Source organism: Microbacterium hydrocarbonoxydans (genome assembly GCF_011752045.1).
Classification (GTDB): domain Bacteria; phylum Actinomycetota; class Actinomycetes; order Actinomycetales; family Microbacteriaceae; genus Microbacterium.
This window is the reverse complement of sequence record NZ_JAAKXW010000003.1, coordinates 560,507-577,384: the sequence shown is the minus strand read 5'-3', so window position 1 is coordinate 577,384 and position 16,878 is coordinate 560,507. Positions and strand designations below refer to the sequence as shown.

Below are 16,878 nucleotides of genomic sequence, written 5' to 3'. Positions count from 1 at the left end.
GTGCACGCGTATGCGGAAAGGGTATACCGAGGCACGTTGCAACCGGTTGCGGCCCGGTTGCCACCACGCTCAGCGCAGGCCGAACCAGTCCAGTTCGGCGTCGTTGAGCATCCGTGAGCGGATGAGGAATCGCATGCCGGTCGGACCCTCGACGCTGAACCCGGCTCCCCTCCCCGGCACCACGTCGATCGTCACGTGCGTGAACTTCCAGTACTCGAACTGCGACGCCGACATGTAGACCTCGACCGGCTCCGCGAGCCCGACGTCGAGGCGGCCGAGCAGCACGTCCCCCGGTCCGGTGAGGAACATCCCGACCGGGTAGCACATGGGTGACGAGCCGTCACAGCATCCGCCGGACTGGTGGAACATGAGCGGTCCGTGCTGTGCGGTGAGCTCGCGGACGAGAGATGCCGCGGCATCCGTCACGTCGACCCGCTGGTAGGTGCCGATGCTGACCATGTCTCTGCCTTCCTGCATGGTGCCGGGCGGGCGCGTCCCGAGTGCGCGCCCGCCCGGTGGCGGATCAGAAGAAGCCCATCGGCCCCTCGGCGTAGGAGACCAGGAGGTTCTTCGTCTGCTGGTAGTGATCGAGCATCATCTTGTGGTTCTCGCGGCCCACGCCCGACTGCTTGTACCCGCCGAACGCGGCGTGCGCCGGGTACTGGTGGTAGGTGTTCGTCCAGACGCGACCGGCCTCGATGGCCCGGCCGGCGCGATAGGCGGTGTCGCCGTCGCGGCTCCAGACGCCGGCGCCGAGGCCGTAGAGGGTGTCGTTCGCGATCGAGATCGCGTCGTCGAAGTCGTCGAAGCTCGTGACCGAGAGCACCGGCCCGAAGATCTCCTCCTGGAAGATCCGCATGTCGTTGGTGCCCTCGAACACGGTCGGCGCGACGTAGTAGCCGTCGCTGAGATCGCCGCCGAGGTCGACGCGCTCACCGCCCGTGAGCAGCCTCGCGCCGCCCTGCTTCCCGATGTCGATGTAGCTGAGGATCTTCTCCAGCTGGTCGTTCGACGCCTGGGCGCCGATCATCGTGGCGGGGTCGAGCGGATTGCCCTGAACGACCTTCTTGACCCGTTCCAGGCCGTCTGCGAGGAATCCGTCGTAGATCGACCGGGCAATCAGGGCCCGCGACGGGCACGTGCACACCTCGCCCTGGTTCAGCGCGAACATCGTGAAGCCCTCGAGCGCCTTGTCGTAGTACGGGTCGGAGGTGGAGCGGGCGACGTCCTCGAAGAAGACGTTGGGGCTCTTGCCTCCGAGCTCCAGCGTGACCGGGATCAGGTTCTGCGAGGCGTACTGCATGATCAGCCGGCCGGTCGTGGTCTCGCCGGTGAACGCCACCTTGCGGATGCGCTTGTGCTGCGCGAGCGGAGCGCCCGCCTCGATGCCGAATCCGTTCACGATGTTCACGACGCCGGCAGGCAGCAGGTCGCCGATGATCTCGAACAGGAACAGGATGGATGCCGGCGTCTGCTCGGCCGGCTTGATGACGATGCAGTTGCCTGCGGCGAGCGCGGGCGCGAGCTTCCAGACCGCCATGAGGATCGGGAAGTTCCACGGGATGATCTGCCCGACCACGCCGAGCGGCTCGTGGAAGTGATAGGCGACGGTGTTGTCGTCGAGCTGGCTGATGCCGCCCTCCTGGGCGCGGAGCACGCCGGCGAAGTAGCGGAAGTGGTCGATCGCGAGCGGGATGTCGGCGGCGAGCGTCTCGCGCACCGGCTTGCCGTTCTCCCAGGTCTCCGCGATCGCGATCTCCTCGAGGTGCTGCTCCATGCGGTCGGCGATCCGGTTGAGGATGACAGCCCGCTCGGCGGGGCTGGTCTTGCCCCAGCTCGCGAACGCCTTCCAGGCGACGTCGACCGCGCGGTCGACGTCCTCGGCGGTGCCGCGCCCGACCTCGGTGAACGGCTTGCCGTTGACGGGGCTGACGTTCTCGAAGTACTGGCCCTTCACGGGTTCGACGAACTCGCCGCCGATGTAGTGGCCATAGCGGGGGCGGTAGCTGGCGAGGGCTCCGGGCTGTCCGGGAGCGGCATAGGCGGTGGACACGTCTTCTTCGACGATGGTCATCGTGACTCCTTCGACGGGCCGCGGCGTCGGTGCTCTGCGGCTGTGCTCCCGACGGTAGGCCGCGCGAGGTTGCGTCCCGATGCGCAACGTTGCGAGAAGTTGCGGGGTCTCGGGAGTCGCCGCCGGCCTGCGCATCCGACCCGCGCCCGTTCCGGTCGCACCTGATCACCCGCGCCTCGCTCCGGTCGCAGCTCGGCACAGTCCGGAACGCCGACACTGTGCTCAACTGCGACCGGAAGCCGAACCTGATCACCCGCGCCTCGCTCCGGTCGGAATCGCGAGTGCACGCCGAGGGCCCGGAGCGGGCGGGTGCTCAGTCCTCTTCGAGGCGGGAGATCCGGGCGACCAGTCCGGCGCGCTTCGGCGAGCGGGCGGGGAGCATCTCGAGGGCGAGGCGCAGCACCTGAGCATCCGCCTGTCCCTCGGGGATCTCCGCGTAGGCGAGCAGCACGTCGATGCTCGCCTCCGACAGCATCGCCTCCCGGAGGGCGGCCCGCACCGTGTCACGGAAGTCCTCGACCCCGGGCGCAGTCGACTCGGGAAGCACCGGTCCGCGGTAGGAGGTCAGCGCGACCCGATGCGCACCCCGGTCGAGCAGCGACAGCACGTCGTGCGCATCGGTGTCGAGCGGCACCGGCAGCCGGTACGGGCGAGACTCGGGCACGAGCCCTGGGGCATGACGCTCGAGCACCTTGCGCAGCCGCACCATCTCGGGACGGAGCGTGTCGGGCGAGGCATCCGGTCCGTAGACGAGCTCCGCGAGACGCTCGGCCGACAGGCCCTGCCGGTGCACCGCGAGCATGAGCAGGATGGCGGCATGCCGGGCGCTGAGCTCGATGACCGACTCCTCGAGGGCCGTCTCGGTCTCCAGTCGGGCACGGTCGCGGCCGAGCACGTGAAGGGTGGCGCGTGCCGTCGGCTTCGCGCGCGGCGCCGGCGCGGAGGTGCGATGCGATTCGCTGCGCTCCCGGAGCCGGGCGACGAGCAGCTCCGACTCGACGGCACGCGCGGTGGCATCGACGAGGAGCCGCGCCTGGTGCGAGACCACCTCCTCACCGCCGGTGATGTCGATCACGCCGAGCACGCGCTGCGTCTCCGGGTCCCTCACCGGAGCCGCCGTGCACGACCACGGATGCACGAGCCGGTTGTAGTGCTCGGCCCCGCGGATCTGCACCGACTGGCCGAGGGCCAGAGCGGTTCCGGGTGCGGCCGTGCCGACGGCGTCCTCGGCCCAGTTCGCGCCCGCGACGAAGCCCATGTCGCCGGTGAGCGAGCGCAGCTGCCGGTCGCCCTCCACCCACAGCAGCCGTCCGGCCTGATCGCCGACGGCGATGACGACGCCGGAGTCCTCCCCGGAGCCGGGGAGGAGCAGGGCGCGGATCATGTCCATGACGGAGGCGAGCGGGTGCGACAGCCGGTACGCCTCCAGCTCCTCGGTGACGAGTTCGAGCGGGGGCGCGCCCTCCGGGCCGACGCGGCCACGCCACGATCGCTCCCAGGACTCCCGGATCAGCGGACGCACCTGCTGCAGCCTCTTGTCGTCGAGGTTGCCGGCGATGAGCTCCTCGTGGGCGCGCTCGATGAGGAGCCGGGACGCCTTCGGATCGGCGTCACCCGAGGCATGCCACGGCGCGGCCACAGCGTCTCCGATCGTCGGCGGGGGAGCGTTCCCAGTGTACGAGCAGGGGGATGCGGGCGGAACCGCGCCTGCCTGCGCTCGGGTGCGCGTGGTTCGGAGCGGATGCCGCGGCGCGCCGGATCCACACTTCGCGCACTACTGTGCACTGCGTGGTAGTGTGCACTGCATCGAAGGAGGTCCGATGGACACCACGCAGTTGCTCAAGGGCGTGCTCGATGTGGCCGTGCTCGCCGTGCTCCGCACCGAGGACGGCTACGGCTACGACATCGTCCGCAGGCTCAGGGATGCCGGACTCGGCGACGTCGGCGACGCATCCGTGTACGGCACGCTCCGCCGCCTGTACGCGGCGGGCAGCCTCTCCAGCTACGTCGTCCCGTCCGACGGCGGACCGCACCGCAAGTACTACGCGATCAACGCTCAGGGCCGCAGCGCCCTGGAATCCCAGACCGTCACCTGGTTGGACTTCGCCGGCGCGATGTCCGCCCTCCTCGATGAGAACCGCGCCGGCGCATCCGTGAACGGAGAGAACTGATGAACGACACCGACGTCTCCATCGACGAGCGCATCCGCTCGTTCGCCGCCTCCGTCCGGCGGCACCTCGACGACCTTCCCGAGGACGAGCTCGACGAGATCCTCGGCGGTCTCACCGCCGACCTCGCCGAGCAGGCCGCCGACAACGGCGGTGTCCTCGAGCTGGGCGATCCGGCGGACTACGCGGAGGAGCTGCGCAGCGCGGCCGGGTTCCCGCCGCGCGGCGAGGCCGTGAAGCGTCCCCCGTTCGGCGAGCGGTTCACGGCGTGGCGGCGCGGGATCGCCGACGGCATCCGGCGCAATCCGTTCGGCGCCTGGCTGCTCGACCTGCTCGTGTCGCTGCGGCCGGTGTGGTGGGTGCTGCGTGGGTTCGGCATGTTCGCAGCGCTCGGCGGTCTCCTGCGCATCAGTCCATTCGGGTACCCGTTCGGCAGCGATCAGTACGGAGTCCTGCCATCCTCGCCTCTCGGCTGGCTTCCGCTGCTCGCTCTGGTGATCACCAGCGTCCAGTGGGGTCGCGGGAACTGGCTCCCCGGCATGTGGCTCCGACACGTCCGCACGGTCACGAGCGTCGTCGCTGTCCTGGTTCTTCCCTTCGCCCTCGTCGCAGCTTTCAGTCCGCGGGTCGAGTACGTCGACGACGGCGGATACATGCCGCAAGGCCTGCTTCTCGACGGCGTCCAGGTCAACAACATCTTCGCCTACGACGCCGACGGGAATCCCATAGACCAGGTCCAGCTGTTCACGGGCAAGGGAACGCCGCTCAACCTATACGGTGCCGATGGAACCAACACGATCTTCGGTGACGGCACCATGTCGGAGTTCGGCACCCAGGACAACGGGGAACTCGCCACGATCCCGCTGGAGGACTACCGCGGTCAGGCCATCTGGAACGTCTACCCGCTCGACGAAGCACAGATGGACAACACCCGCGGTCTTCCGAAGATGTCGACGAAGCGGCAACCCGAGCCTCCCTTCCAGAAGGCCCCGAGCATCCTTTCGACTGCACCGAGTCCCACGCCCACTCCCGGCGTCACCGAGCCGCAGCCCACTGAGACCCCGGCGCCGTGAGGGGCGAACATGGCCGACAGGATCATCTCGATCGACATCACTCACCTCGTCACAGCCGCGCTGGCACAGCAGCACCCTGAACCCGACGACCCGGAGGAGTGACCTTCCGGGTGCGGATCGCAGGCGGAATCCACAGATGCAGGTCCAGAAAGCGCTTCTTCGACCTGCATCCGTGAATCGATCCTGCAACGGAACGTGGGAACGGACGGATGCCGCGGGCGCAGGTCGCCGGCCGGCTCAGCCGCGGGCGGCCCACCAGTCGCGGAGCCGCTGCTCGGCGGCATCCGGTCCGATGACGCCCTCGTCGAGGCGCAGGTCGAGCAGGAACCGGTAGGCCTCTCCGACCTCGCGGCCGGGCGTGATGCCGAGGATCTGCTGGATCTGGTTGCCGTCGAGCTCGGGACGGATGCTGTCGAGCTCCTCCTGCTCGCGGAGCGCCGAGATGCGCGACTCGATGTCGTCGTAGGCTCCGGCGAGACGGGCCGCCTTGCGCTTGTTGCGGGTGGTGACATCGGCGCGGGTGAGGATGTGCAGCCGCTCCAGCTCCTCCCCCGCGTCGCGCACGTAGCGGCGCACCGCGGAGTCGGTCCAGGCGCCCTCCGCGTAGCCGAAGAAGCGCAGGTGCAGCTCGATGAGCATCGCTACGGAGTCGGTGGTGGCCGTGTCGAACCGCAGCGCCTGCATCCGCTTGCGGGCCATGCGCGAGCCGACCACGTCGTGGTGGTGGAAGGTGACCGCTCCCCCGGCCTCGAGCTTGCGGGTGCGGGGTTTGCCGATGTCGTGCAGCAATGCGGCGATGCGCAGCGCGACGTCGGGCTCGGCACCGGGATGCCGCGCCTGCTCGAGCTCGATGGCCTGACTGAGCACGGTGAGCGAGTGCTCGTAGACGTCCTTGTGGTGGTGGTGCTCGTCGACCTCGAGGCGCAGGGCGCTGACCTCGGGGAGGAACTCCTCGATGAGGCCGGTGTCGACGAGGGCGCGGATGCCGCGCACAGGGTCGTCCGTCTGCATGAGGCGCACGAGCTCGGACTGGATGCGCTCGGGGCTGACGATCTTCAGCGTCTCCCGCAGCTCGGCGATCGCGCCGGCTGTCGCGTCGTCGATGGCGAAGCCGAGCTGGGCGCTGAAGCGGGCGGCGCGGAGCATCCGGAGCGGGTCGTCGCCGAAGGACACATGCGGGTCGGTGGGCGTGCGCAGGATGCCGGCGACGAGGTCCTCGACGCCGCCGGTGGGGTCGATCAGTTTCACGGCCGGCACCTGAAGGGCCATGGCGTTGACGGTGAAGTCGCGGCGCAGCAGGTCGCCGTCGATCGTGTCGCCGAACTCCACGGTGGGCTTGCGGGTCACGCCGTCGTAGCTGTCGGCGCGATACGTGGTGATCTCGACCTGCTCGCCCTGCACGCGCGCGCCGATCGTGCCGAACGCGCGCCCGATGTCCCAGTGCGCGGTCGAGATCGGCTTGACGACCGCCAGGATGTCGTCGGGCTGCGCGTTCGTCGTGAAATCGAGGTCGTGGGTCGTGCGGCCGAGCAGCGCGTCGCGCACCGGTCCTCCCACGACGGCCAGGTCGAAGCCGGCGGCCGCGAACGCCTCGGCGAGGGTGCGGACGACCGGATTCTCGGCGAGCGCGCCGAGACGGGCGAGGCCGTCAGCCATGTTGAGCATGGGTTCCAGCGTACCGGCCGGGGACCGGGGGCTTCCGCGTGCACGGCTGCGGATGACGACGGCGACACGCCGCGGCATCCCCCCTTGCCGCCGGCGTGCCGGCCGCCATCTCCGAAGCTGTGCTCCCGGGGGCGGGAGGTCAGAAGAGCGGGTTCTCGCCGCGCGCCTGCGCGACGGCGGCCGCGCGGTCCTTCGTGTGCTTTCTGAGGAGAAGCACAAGGATGACTCCGCCGAGCACGGCGATGCCGGCCAGGACGGCCCGTCCGAGGTCGGCGTCCACGAAGGCGTAGACGGCGATCCCGGCCGCCAGCAGCGGGGCCTCGATCAGCGCGAACCGCAGGAACAGCCTCGCCTGACGGGCGGCATACTCCTGCTCGACAGCGCGGACGCGGGCATCGACCGTGGACTCGCCGGGGTAGCTCATGTCTCCACGGTACCGGGGGCGTGTCCGTGTCCTGTCGTCCGCCGCCTCGGTCGGGGGTCTCGCGCTTGCGCCGCACGTGCGAAAAGTCGGAGCGGATGCGCGACACGCCGCGCGGCGGCATCCGTCACCGGCGTCGCGCGCCGGAACTCCGACCTTTCGCACGCCAGGTGCGGACGAGGGCGCGGACCAAGGGGCGGATGCGGCCGCCGGCCCGGCCGACGGCGCCCCACCGCCCGCGTCAGGCGACGGGCTCGCCCCGCACCGGCCCCTCGGTGTTCGGCTTCCAGCCGAGCGCCGGGGCGACGTGCTTCGCGAACGACTCGAGGACGTGCAGGTTGTAGTCCGGGCCGAGCTGATTGGGGATGGTGAGCATGAGGGTGTCCGCGGCCATGACCGCCTCGTCGGCGCGCAGCTGCTCGATGAGCACGTCGGGCTCGGCGGCGTAGGTCTTGCCGAAGGTGGAGCGGAACCCGTCGATGACGCCGATCTGATCGGCGCTCTCCTCGCTGCGCAGGCCGAAGTACGCGCGGTCCATGTCGGACACCAGCGGGAAGACGCTGCGGCTGACCGAGACGCGGGGGCTGCCGGTGTGGCCGGCCTCCTTGTAGGCGGCGCGGAACAGGTCGATCTGCTCGCGCTGCAGCTCGTGGAACGGCTGGCCGGTGGCCTCGGTGAGCAGCGTGGAGCTCATCATGTTGAGCCCCTTGCGGCCGGTCTCCTCGGCGGTCGCACGGGAGCCGGCGCCCCACCAGATGTGGTCGCGCAGCGTCGGCGACTGCGGCTCGATCGCGAGGTAGCGGCCCGCACCGACCATGCGGGGGTCGCCGGGGGCGATGCGCTCGCCCTCGATGGCAGCGAGGAAGATGTCGAACTTCTCCCTGGCGAGCACGCTGCCGCGCTCCGGATCCTCCTGGTCGACGTACCCGAACGTCTCGTAGCCGCGCAGCGCCGTCTCGGGTGACCCGCGGCTCACGCCGAGCGCGATGCGCCCGCCCGCGATGAGGTCGAGCGCCGCGGCCTCCTCGGCGAACTGCAGCGGGTTCTCGTACCGCATGTCGATCACGCCGGTGCCGACCTCGATCCGGGTCGTCCTCGCCGCCATCGCCGACAGCAGCGGCATCGGCGAGGCCGCCTGGCGCGCCCAGTGGTGCACGCGCACGTACGCGCCGTTGACCCCGATCTCGTCGGCGCCCTCGGCGATGGCGATGGTCTGGTTCAGCATGTCCCCCGCGGTGCGGGTCGCCGAACCGGGCACGTCGCCGTAGTGCCCGAACGAGAGGAATCCGAAAGCCTTCATGATCTATTCGAACGCATGGATGCCGGGCGCTATTCCGCGGTGTGACGCGGCGCCGGGACCGACCGTGAGGCCGGGTACAGGACCCGGCCCCACGGTCGGATGCGTCATCGCCTCATTTCACGACGTTGAACGCGTTGACGTTGCCCGCGCCGTAGAACCCGTTGCGCGCGCCCCCCGTGCAGGTCGCCGGCCAGCCGGGACGGGGCTCGTAGACGCCGTCGGGGCACGTCAGAGCGGTCGCGGTGCGCTCGAGGAACGAGGCGAGCTCACCGGGCTTCATGCCGGGGTGCGCCGACAGGGCGAGTGCCGCGACGCCGGCCGCATGCGGCCCCGCCATCGAGGTGCCCTGCTTGTAGCCCCAGCCGTCGCCCGTCGTCGGGCTCCAGGTCGTCGAGAGCACCGCGTCGGTGATCGTCGACGAGGCGCCGCCGGTGCGGAAGCGGGTGTCGCCACCGGGTGCCGTCACGTCGACGACGCCCTGGCCGTAGGAGGAGTAGTAGCTCTTCTGCTCGGTCGGGCCGACGGCCGAGACCGTCACGACCCCGGGCGCCTCAGCGGGCAGATCGCGGCAGGCGCCCGTGATGGTGCGGTCCTCGACGGGGTAGCTGCCGTCGTTCGGGCTTCCGGAGTCCACGAACTTGTGCTGCAGGTCGACGTTGCTGTTGCCCGCCGAGGCGACGTTCAGAGTGCCCTTCTCCGCCGAGTAGCGGATCGCGCGCTGCACGGCCTCCCACACGGGCCGCTGGCGCGGGTCGTTCACGCAGTTGAACTCCCACGGGTCGATGAAGTAGCTGTTGTTCGTCACCGGCATCCCGTGGTCGGCCGCCCAGAGGAACCCGCAGACGGCGGCCTCCGGATAGATGAAGCCGTCGTCGTTCACGACCTTCACCGAGGCGACCTTCACCCCGGGCGCGACACCCGCGATGCCGACGCCGTTGATGGCCGCGGCGATGGTGCCGGCGACGTGCGTGCCGTGGTCGGAGGTGGTCGGGTTCCACGCCGCCTCGCTGGTGTCGACGACGCCGCCGAGGCACGAGGCGCTCTGGTCGAAGGCGATCTGAGACGCGAGGTCCGGGTGGGTCGAGGAGATGCCCGAGTCGAGCACTCCGACGACGACCGAGGAATCGCCGGTCGTGACCGCGTGCGCCTCGGCCACGTCGATCTGGGCCATGTCCCACTGCTGGGCCCACAGCGGCTCGCCCGTCGGGTCGCCGCTCGCCTCGACGGTGGCGGATTCGACGGCGACGGATGCCTCGTCGTCGATGAGCGTCGTGCCGAGGCCCTCGGTCGACGCGACCTGCAGGCCGCCGCCGACGCGCGACGCGAAGTCCGCGGCCGAGGATCTCACGACGAGGACGCCGATCTGGTCGTAGGCGGCGACCACGGTGCCACCGGCCGCCGCGACGCGCTCCTGCGCGCGCGCCGTGCTGGCGCCGTTCTGGCCGACCACGAGATAACTGTGCTCCGGACCTGCCGCCGCGGCCGGGATGCCGGCCCCGCTCAGCAGTCCGATGGCGAGGGCGGCGGCACATGCCGTCCCGATCACCTTGCGATTCATTCCCTGTCTCCGTTCGAGTGGGTATGGATGCTCGGCCGACGTCGCCGACCGGGACCGGCCGACTCGCTGTTCACGAGACAGCGGATGGCATCGTCGCCACCGCCCGGCCGATGTTCGCGATCCTATTGCGACCGGGCACCCCCCGACCAGGGCTACTCGGCAGTCTCCGCCGGCACCAGCAGCCCGTCGAGCACGAGCTGACGGATGCGCGGCTCCAGGTCGGCCCACAGGTCGGCGAGCGGCACCTCGAAGATGTCGGCGAGGGCGGACGCGATCTGCACCACGGTGAGCTCGCCGTCGCAGGCCCCGACGAAGGCGGCGAGCGCGGTGTCGACGGAGATCGTCCGACCGAAGCCCCCGCCCTGCCGCAGCTCGATCACGTTGGGGTCGTCGTTGCCCGGCAGCAGGTGGCGCGCCTCGGTGACGTCGGATGCCGTGACCAAGGTCGCCGGCATGCCGTCGGCGAGCAGGTCGTGCGCGGCGAGGCCGTGTCGCAGCGCCCCGCCCACGTTCGACACAGGCTGCGGCAGGCGCTCGAGACGACGCAGCGGCGCGCCGGCACCTCGCCGGACGAGCACGTAGCCGAAGCCGATCGCGGTGACCCCGCGGGCGGCGAAGTCGTCCAGCCAGGCGGACAGAAGAGGGGTGAAGGCGGCGTCGCGCGGGGTGGTGCCGCCGTCGCGGATCCACAGTTCGGCGTAGGCGAGCGGGGACAGCTGCTCCCTCTCGATCACCCACAGGTCGAGATCCTCGGGAACCCAGGAGGCGACGCGGTCCAGGCCCGCCCTGCGGGCGCCATCGGCGCGGGACTCCCAGTTGCCGAGCAGCTGAGCGGCGCCGCCCGCGGTGAGGAAGTCGGGCACGGAGCGGAGGAACTGCTCGACGAGCGCGTCGCCGACGAGCCCGCCGTCGCGGTACTCGTACTCGGGAACGCCCTCGGCCCGCGGGGTGATGACGAACGGCGGGTTCGAGACGATGAGATCGAAGGCCTCCCCCGCGACCGGCTCGAACATGCTGCCCTCGCGGAACTCGATGTTCGAGACGCCGTTGACGCGGGCATTCAGCTCGGCGTAGGCGAGGGCCCGCGCGGAGATGTCCGTCGCGATCACGCTGCCGGCGTGCCGTGCGACGAGCAGCGCCTGGATGCCGCAGCCGGTGCCGAGATCGAGGGCACGGTCCACCTCGATCGGCATGACGATCTCGGCGAGCGTGCGGGAGGCGCCGCCGACGCCGAGGACGTGGTCCGCAGGCAGGGGGCCGTCGAGGGCGACTTCGTCGAGGTCGCTGGCGATCCACCATTCGCCGATGCCCTCCGCATCGACGAAGGACTGCGGCCGCAGCAGGGAGCGGGGCACCACGGCGTCCCCTTCCGCGGCCGCGAGGCCGAGTCCGACCAGGCCGTCGACCCCGAGCCGCGGCAGCGCCGCGGCCACGGCGTCGCGCGGCTGCGGCATGCCGAGCACGAGCAGACGTCCGAGGGTGGCGAGGACGCCGTCGTCGCCGGCGACCGCTCGCAGGATCGGCTCCCGCAGGCCGCGGGCGAGAGCGTCGTCCGCCTCCTCTCCCCAGAGGCGCCGGAGCGGCTCCGATCGGAGGTCGGCGGCGTCGAGATCAGCGGCGAGCGCACTGCACAGCAGCGGCTCCGGCACGGGGGCGGGGGCGTCGGACACGGCCGTCACTCTACGCGTCTTCAGGGTTCTCCTCTCCCCGGACACCTAGAATCACAAGGTCAACACTCACGAGCAGCCGGCATCCGGGCGTTCGAGGAAGACTTCTGATGACCGTGACCACCCCCGAGAGCGGTTTCCGCGCGCGCGTGCAGCGCCTCACCCGCGGGACCGTGGTCTTCGCGATCGCTCTGAGTGCGTGGAGCACCGGCATCGGCGCGAGTGGCGCGATGGCGGCGGAAGGGGATGCCGAAGACGGCGCGGTCGAGCTGCTCGTCTCCGCCGGCGCATCCGGCACGGTCGCTCCGGGTTCCTCGACCACGGCCGCGGTGACGGTGCGCAACGACACCACCACGAATCTGTCCGACGGCCGTGTGCTCGTCGAGATCGGACACTCGCCTCTCTCCGACGAGACGGCGCTGGCCGCCTGGCTCGGCGACGGCGAGGCGACCGGCGATTTCGATGCGCTCGGCTCCGAGACCACTGAGCCGATCGACGCGGGCGGATCCGGGTCGACGAGCGTCCCGGTGCCGCAGGAGGCCCTGACCGCCCTGCAGCCGGGCGTCTACCCGCTGCGCGCGACCCTGAGCGACACGACCGGCGGTGATGCCGACGAGCGCGCCTCCCGGGACATCACCGCCACCAGCGTCCTCGTGGTCTCGCCGGCGTCCACCACGCCGGTGGCCGTGATCGTCCCGATCACCGCGACGCCCGCCGACGGGGCGGCCCTGCTCGGTGCCGAGGAGCTCGCCGCCCTCACCGCGGCCGACGGCGCGCTCACCGCGCAGCTGGACGGGATCGCCGGCACCTCCGCGGTGATCGCGATCGACCCGTCGATCCCCGCGGCGATCAGGGTGCTCGGCTCGGCGGCTCCCGCCAGCGCCGTCGAGTGGCTCAGCCGCTTCGACGCACTGCCGAACGAGCGCTTCGCCCTGCAGTTCGGCGACGCGGATGCCGCCACCCAGGCGCAGGCCGGACTGCCCGAGCTGCTGCAGCCCACGACTCTCGCGAACTTCCTCGACCCGGCACGGTTCGCTGCGGCGCCGGAGGGCACTCCGGAGCCCTCGTCGACCCCCTCGCCCGCCCCCACCGCAGGTCCGCAGCTCCCGGACGACGCGATGCTCCGCGCCGTCGACGGCGAGACCACCGGCATCCTCTGGCCTCGCGGGGACGTATCCACCGAGAACCTCACGGCATTCGCCGGCTATCTCGGCGGGGAGGCCACGACGATCCTGCCTTCCTCCTCCGTGAGCGGCCCGCCCGGCGGGCACGCCACGATCGGCGGGCACGACGTGCTGATCGCGCACGCCGCGGCGTCGGCCGCTCTCTCCGACGCCGCCGGCACGGTCTCCGCCGCCGGACGCCAGCAGGCCCTCGCCGAAGCCGTCGCCCACCTGTACCTCTCCGAGCAGGCGGCCCCCGCTGTTCCGCTCCTCGTCGCGCTCGACCGGGATGACAGCCGCACCGAGGAGGCGCTGCGCGACGCGATCGAGGCGGCGGACAGCCCGGGCTTCGGCCTGTCCGCTCTGCGCGCCGCCCCGGCGACAGAGGCCGCGCTCACCTCCGAGCCGGACACCACGCGCGCAGCCGTCCTGCAGTCGCTGCTCGCCGACGAGACCACACTCGTCAGCTTCTCGAGCATCCTCACGGATCCCCAGGTCCTGCTGAGCCCGGAGCGCATCGAGCTGCTCCGCACGATCGGCGTCGGCCCGTCGGACGCCGAGTTCGACGCGTTCGTCGCGGCCGACGAGGCGGAGACGCGCGAGATCCTCGACGCCGTCGCCATCCCCCCGTCCAGCACCATCCAGCTGCTCACGGCGAACGCCGACCTCCCCTTCCAGGTCCGCAACGACCTTCCCTGGCCGGTGACGGTGCTGCTGCACGTCTCCCCCAGCGACCCCCGTCTCGACGTGCAGCGCGTGACCGAGGCCGTGATCCCGGGTAACACGAACACCCGGGTGAAGGTGCCCGTGTCGGCGCGCGTCGGGAGCGGCGAGGTCGACCTTCGCCTGTCTCTGACCAGTTCCACGGGCGTGCCGATCGGGCCGAACGACGTCGTGCGAGTCGCCGTCCGCGCCGAGTGGGAGACCATCGGGCTGGTCGTCTTCGGCAGCCTCATCGTGATCCTGCTCGGCCTGGGCGTGTACCGCACGGTGCGCCGCAAGCGGCAGGAAGCGGATGCCGACGGGGCGACGGCCGAAGAGACCGGCGAGGAGTCGCATGGGTAGCCTCGGGCGCGCGAGCGCCGTCCTGGCCGCCGGCACGATGGTGTCGCGACTCACCGGACTCCTGCGTAGCATCGTGCTCGTGGGGGTCCTGGGCTCGGTGAGCTCGCAGGCCGCCGACGCGTTCACGTTCGCCAATCAGCTGCCGAACAGCGTGTTCCAGCTCATCTCGGTGGGCGTCCTCACCGCCGTGATCGTGCCGCAGATCGTCAAGGCGGCGGCGGATGCCGACGGCGGCAGCGCCTTCATCTCGAAGCTGTTCACGCTGGGCACCGTGGTCCTCGTCGTCACGACCGCCCTCGCGACGGCCGCCGCCCCCTGGCTGGTGCATCTCGTCGCCGGGCGGGCGAAAGAGGACGTCCTCGCGCTGGCCACCGCGCTGGCGTACTGGTGCCTCCCGCAGATCCTCCTCTACGGCCTCTACGCGCTCCTCGGCGAGGCGCTGAACGCCCGCCGCATCTTCGGACCGTTCACCTGGGCGCCGGTGATCAACAACATCGTGTCCATCGCGGGCTTCCTCGCCCTCGGTGCGCTCTTCGGACCGGTGTCGACGCGGGCGGCCGATTGGACGCCCGAGATGATCACCGTCCTCGGTGCCACCGCGACGGGCGGAATCGCCCTGCAGGCCCTGGTGCTCCTGCTGTTCTGGCGACGCACCGGGATCTCCCTGCGGCCCGACTTCCGCTGGCGCGGCGTCGGGCTCGGCCAGGTCGGCCGGCTCGCGGGCTGGACCTTCCTGATGGCGTTCGCCAGCCTCGCCGCAGGAGTGCTGCAGGGCTTCATCGTCAGCGAGGCCTCCGGCGCCGGCGCCTCGGTGACCGTGACGGCGAACGCGTGGTTGATCTTCATGCTCCCGTACTCGGTGATCGTGCTGTCCATCGGCACCCCGTACTTCACGCAGATCAGCGAGCACGCCCACGCCGGGCGCGACGACGAGGTGCGCGCCGACATCGCGCGCAGCATCCGCACCCTGCTCTTCTTCATCGCGGCCTCGATCGCCGCCGTCGCCGCCGCCGCGGTCCCTGCCTCCCGCGTCTTCACCCGTTCGGCCGATGACGCGCAGGCGGCCGCTCTCGTGCTGCTCTGCTACCTGCTCGGGCTCCTGCCGCTGACGATCCTGTTCATCGTGCAGCGCACCTTCTACGCCTACGACGACACCCGCACGCCGTTCTGGTTCACGATCTTCCAGTGCGGGGTGATCGTCGCCACGGCTCTCGGCGCGTGGGCGCTGCTCGAGGCCGGCGTGCTTCCGCTGACCTCCCTCGCCGCGGCGATCGCGCTCGGGCAGTCGATCGCCAGCATCCTGCAGACGATCGTCGCGACCTGGCTGCTGCATCGCAAGATCGGCGGCCTGCAGATCCGCACCTGGATGCGGTCGATCCTGCGGTTCGCCGTCGCAGCCATCCCCGCAGGCCTCGCCGGCTGGGGTGTCTTCCTGCTCCTGGGGGGCGCGTCGGGCTGGACCATGAGCGGGCAGGTTCTCGGGGCGGTCGGCGCGGGGATCGTCGCCGCCGTCGTGGTCGTCGTCTACCTCGGCATCCTCGCTCTCCTGCGCGCCCCCGAGCTCGCGGTCGCCGGCGCCCTCGTGCGGCGGTTCCTCCCCGGACGCTGATCCGTCACCGGCCGTCGCGCGGGAATGGCCCGCGGTTACCATTGGTTGAAGCAGCCGAACCCCTTTTCAGGGAAGAGAGAGAGCACATGCGTCAGGTCATCATCATCGGCTCCGGCCCCGCCGGTTTCACCGCCGCCATCTATGCGGCGCGGGCGAACCTCAAGCCGCTGCTCATCGCGAGCTCGGTCGAGGTCGGCGGAGAGCTGATGAACACCACCGAGGTGGAGAACTACCCCGGCTTCCCCGAGGGCATCCAGGGTCCGGAGCTGATGGCCAAGTTCCAGGAGCAGGCCGAGAGGTTCGGCACCGAGGTCGTCTACGACGACGTCACCGAGCTCGACGTCGCAGGTCCCGTCAAGAAGATCACCCTCGGCAGCGGCGCGACGCACGAGGCCCGGACTCTCATCTACGCGACCGGCTCCGCCTACCGCAAGCTCGGCATCGAGGGCGAGGAGCGCCTCTCCGGCTACGGCGTCTCCTGGTGCGCCACCTGCGACGGCTTCTTCTTCCGCGAGAAGACCATCGCGGTCGTCGGCGGCGGCGACTCGGCGATGGAGGAGGCGACCTTCCTCACCCGATTCGCGTCGAAGGTGTACGTCATCCACCGCAAGGACACCCTGCGCGCCTCGAAGATCATGCAGGAGCGCGCGTTCGCGAACGAGAAGATCGAGTTCATCTGGAACTCCGAGGTCGCCGAGATCCTCGGTGACACGGCGGTGACCGGCGTGCAGCTGCGCTCCACGGTCGACGGATCGCTGCGCGACCTCCCTCTCGACGGCCTGTTCGTCGCGATCGGCAACGACCCGCGCACGCACCTCGTGCACGACAAGCTCGAGCTGACGGCGGAGGGCACCATCCGGGTCGACGGCCGCTCCTCGCGCACCTCCGTCCCCGGCGTGTTCGCCGCGGGTGACGTCATCGACCCGACCTACCGCCAGGCGATCACCGCCGCCGGCTCCGGCACCGTCGCGGCCCTCGACGCCGAGCACTTCCTCGCGGATCTTGAAGACGCCTCGGTGGAGGTCCCGGCCGCCGAGGCAGCGGAGATCCTCACCGCCTGACGACGGGGAACACTTTCCTCCCGCCGGCTGTTGTAGCTGGCGAACCTCGAATCA

General features: G+C 70.8%; 13 protein-coding genes. 5 read left to right on the top strand and 8 right to left on the bottom strand.

The window, feature by feature from the left end:
- Positions 1 to 69 precede the first annotated feature (69 nt).
- From G6G98_RS13725 to G6G98_RS13715, 3 genes are all read right to left on the bottom strand, one after another.
- Positions 70 to 459 carry a DUF779 domain-containing protein gene (locus G6G98_RS13725; protein ID WP_164233979.1) on the bottom strand — a complete coding sequence of 130 codons (390 nt, stop codon included), beginning with the start codon at positions 457 to 459 and terminating at the stop codon, positions 70 to 72.
- Positions 460 to 523: 64 nt separating this feature from the next.
- Complete coding sequence (exaC, locus tag G6G98_RS13720) at positions 524 to 2,074, bottom strand: acetaldehyde dehydrogenase ExaC (protein ID WP_067357103.1); 1,551 nt, start codon at positions 2,072 to 2,074, stop codon at positions 524 to 526.
- Between the two features lie 313 nt (positions 2,075 to 2,387).
- Positions 2,388 to 3,713, bottom strand: coding sequence for a GAF domain-containing protein (locus G6G98_RS13715; RefSeq protein ID WP_164233980.1), 1,326 nt, complete (start codon positions 3,711 to 3,713; stop codon positions 2,388 to 2,390).
- A 181-nt stretch (positions 3,714 to 3,894) separates the two neighbouring features.
- On the opposite strand from G6G98_RS13715, the gene G6G98_RS13710 reads away from it, so the two are divergent.
- Together G6G98_RS13710 and G6G98_RS13705 are read left to right on the top strand one after the other, a co-directional pair.
- On the top strand, positions 3,895 to 4,245 hold the full coding sequence (locus tag G6G98_RS13710) for a PadR family transcriptional regulator (RefSeq protein WP_067357097.1): 351 nt from the start codon (positions 3,895 to 3,897) through the stop codon (positions 4,243 to 4,245).
- Positions 4,245 to 5,315, top strand: coding sequence for a hypothetical protein (locus G6G98_RS13705; protein WP_164233981.1), 1,071 nt, complete (start codon positions 4,245 to 4,247; stop codon positions 5,313 to 5,315). Before G6G98_RS13710 ends, G6G98_RS13705 begins: the two co-directional genes overlap by 1 nt.
- 237 nt (positions 5,316 to 5,552) lie before the next feature.
- Here the strand turns inward: G6G98_RS13705 and G6G98_RS13700 are convergent, their stop codons facing one another.
- From G6G98_RS13700 to G6G98_RS13680, 5 genes are all read right to left on the bottom strand, one after another.
- The gene (locus G6G98_RS13700; RefSeq protein WP_067357091.1) at positions 5,553 to 6,980 is read right to left on the bottom strand and encodes a CCA tRNA nucleotidyltransferase; all 1,428 of its coding nucleotides are present in this window, start codon (positions 6,978 to 6,980) and stop codon (positions 5,553 to 5,555) included.
- Positions 6,981 to 7,119: 139 nt separating this feature from the next.
- The gene (locus tag G6G98_RS13695) at positions 7,120 to 7,404 is read right to left on the bottom strand and encodes a hypothetical protein (protein ID WP_067357088.1); all 285 of its coding nucleotides are present in this window, start codon (positions 7,402 to 7,404) and stop codon (positions 7,120 to 7,122) included.
- 238 nt (positions 7,405 to 7,642) lie between these two features.
- Positions 7,643 to 8,701, bottom strand: coding sequence for an LLM class flavin-dependent oxidoreductase (locus tag G6G98_RS13690; RefSeq protein WP_164233982.1), 1,059 nt, complete (start codon positions 8,699 to 8,701; stop codon positions 7,643 to 7,645).
- 112 nt (positions 8,702 to 8,813) lie between these two features.
- Positions 8,814 to 10,259 carry a S8 family peptidase gene (locus G6G98_RS13685; protein WP_164233983.1) on the bottom strand — a complete coding sequence of 482 codons (1,446 nt, stop codon included), beginning with the start codon at positions 10,257 to 10,259 and terminating at the stop codon, positions 8,814 to 8,816.
- A gap of 152 nt (positions 10,260 to 10,411) precedes the next feature.
- Positions 10,412 to 11,938, bottom strand: a complete 1,527-nt coding sequence (locus tag G6G98_RS13680) for a DUF7059 domain-containing protein (RefSeq protein ID WP_208321497.1) — start codon at positions 11,936 to 11,938, stop codon at positions 10,412 to 10,414.
- 98 nt (positions 11,939 to 12,036) lie between these two features.
- On the opposite strand from G6G98_RS13680, the gene G6G98_RS13675 reads away from it, so the two are divergent.
- The 3 genes from G6G98_RS13675 (at position 12,037) to trxB (ending at position 16,824) form a co-directional block, all read left to right on the top strand.
- Positions 12,037 to 14,154 carry a DUF6049 family protein gene (locus G6G98_RS13675; protein WP_164233985.1) on the top strand — a complete coding sequence of 706 codons (2,118 nt, stop codon included), beginning with the start codon at positions 12,037 to 12,039 and terminating at the stop codon, positions 14,152 to 14,154.
- Positions 14,147 to 15,763, top strand: coding sequence for a murein biosynthesis integral membrane protein MurJ (gene murJ / locus G6G98_RS13670; RefSeq protein ID WP_164233986.1), 1,617 nt, complete (start codon positions 14,147 to 14,149; stop codon positions 15,761 to 15,763). The genes G6G98_RS13675 and murJ overlap by 8 nt, the downstream gene beginning before the upstream one ends.
- A gap of 86 nt (positions 15,764 to 15,849) precedes the next feature.
- A complete protein-coding gene (gene trxB / locus G6G98_RS13665) occupies positions 15,850 to 16,824 on the top strand; it encodes a thioredoxin-disulfide reductase (protein ID WP_067357073.1) in 975 nt (324 codons plus the stop codon).
- Positions 16,825 to 16,878 lie beyond the last annotated feature (54 nt).

Coding starts and splice junctions, on each gene's coding strand:
- G6G98_RS13705 (WP_164233981.1), top strand. CDS start 4,245: ATGAACGACACCGACGTCTCCATCGACGAGCGCATCCGCTCGTTCGCC.
- murJ (WP_164233986.1), top strand. CDS start 14,147: ATGGGTAGCCTCGGGCGCGCGAGCGCCGTCCTGGCCGCCGGCACGATG.
- G6G98_RS13700 (WP_067357091.1), bottom strand. CDS start 6,980: ATGCTCAACATGGCTGACGGCCTCGCCCGTCTCGGCGCGCTCGCCGAG.
- G6G98_RS13690 (WP_164233982.1), bottom strand. CDS start 8,701: ATGAAGGCTTTCGGATTCCTCTCGTTCGGGCACTACGGCGACGTGCCC.
- trxB (WP_067357073.1), top strand. CDS start 15,850: ATGCGTCAGGTCATCATCATCGGCTCCGGCCCCGCCGGTTTCACCGCC.
- G6G98_RS13675 (WP_164233985.1), top strand. CDS start 12,037: ATGACCGTGACCACCCCCGAGAGCGGTTTCCGCGCGCGCGTGCAGCGC.
- G6G98_RS13695 (WP_067357088.1), bottom strand. CDS start 7,404: ATGAGCTACCCCGGCGAGTCCACGGTCGATGCCCGCGTCCGCGCTGTC.
- exaC (WP_067357103.1), bottom strand. CDS start 2,074: ATGACCATCGTCGAAGAAGACGTGTCCACCGCCTATGCCGCTCCCGGA.
- G6G98_RS13725 (WP_164233979.1), bottom strand. CDS start 459: ATGGTCAGCATCGGCACCTACCAGCGGGTCGACGTGACGGATGCCGCG.
- G6G98_RS13685 (WP_164233983.1), bottom strand. CDS start 10,259: ATGAATCGCAAGGTGATCGGGACGGCATGTGCCGCCGCCCTCGCCATC.
- G6G98_RS13710 (WP_067357097.1), top strand. CDS start 3,895: ATGGACACCACGCAGTTGCTCAAGGGCGTGCTCGATGTGGCCGTGCTC.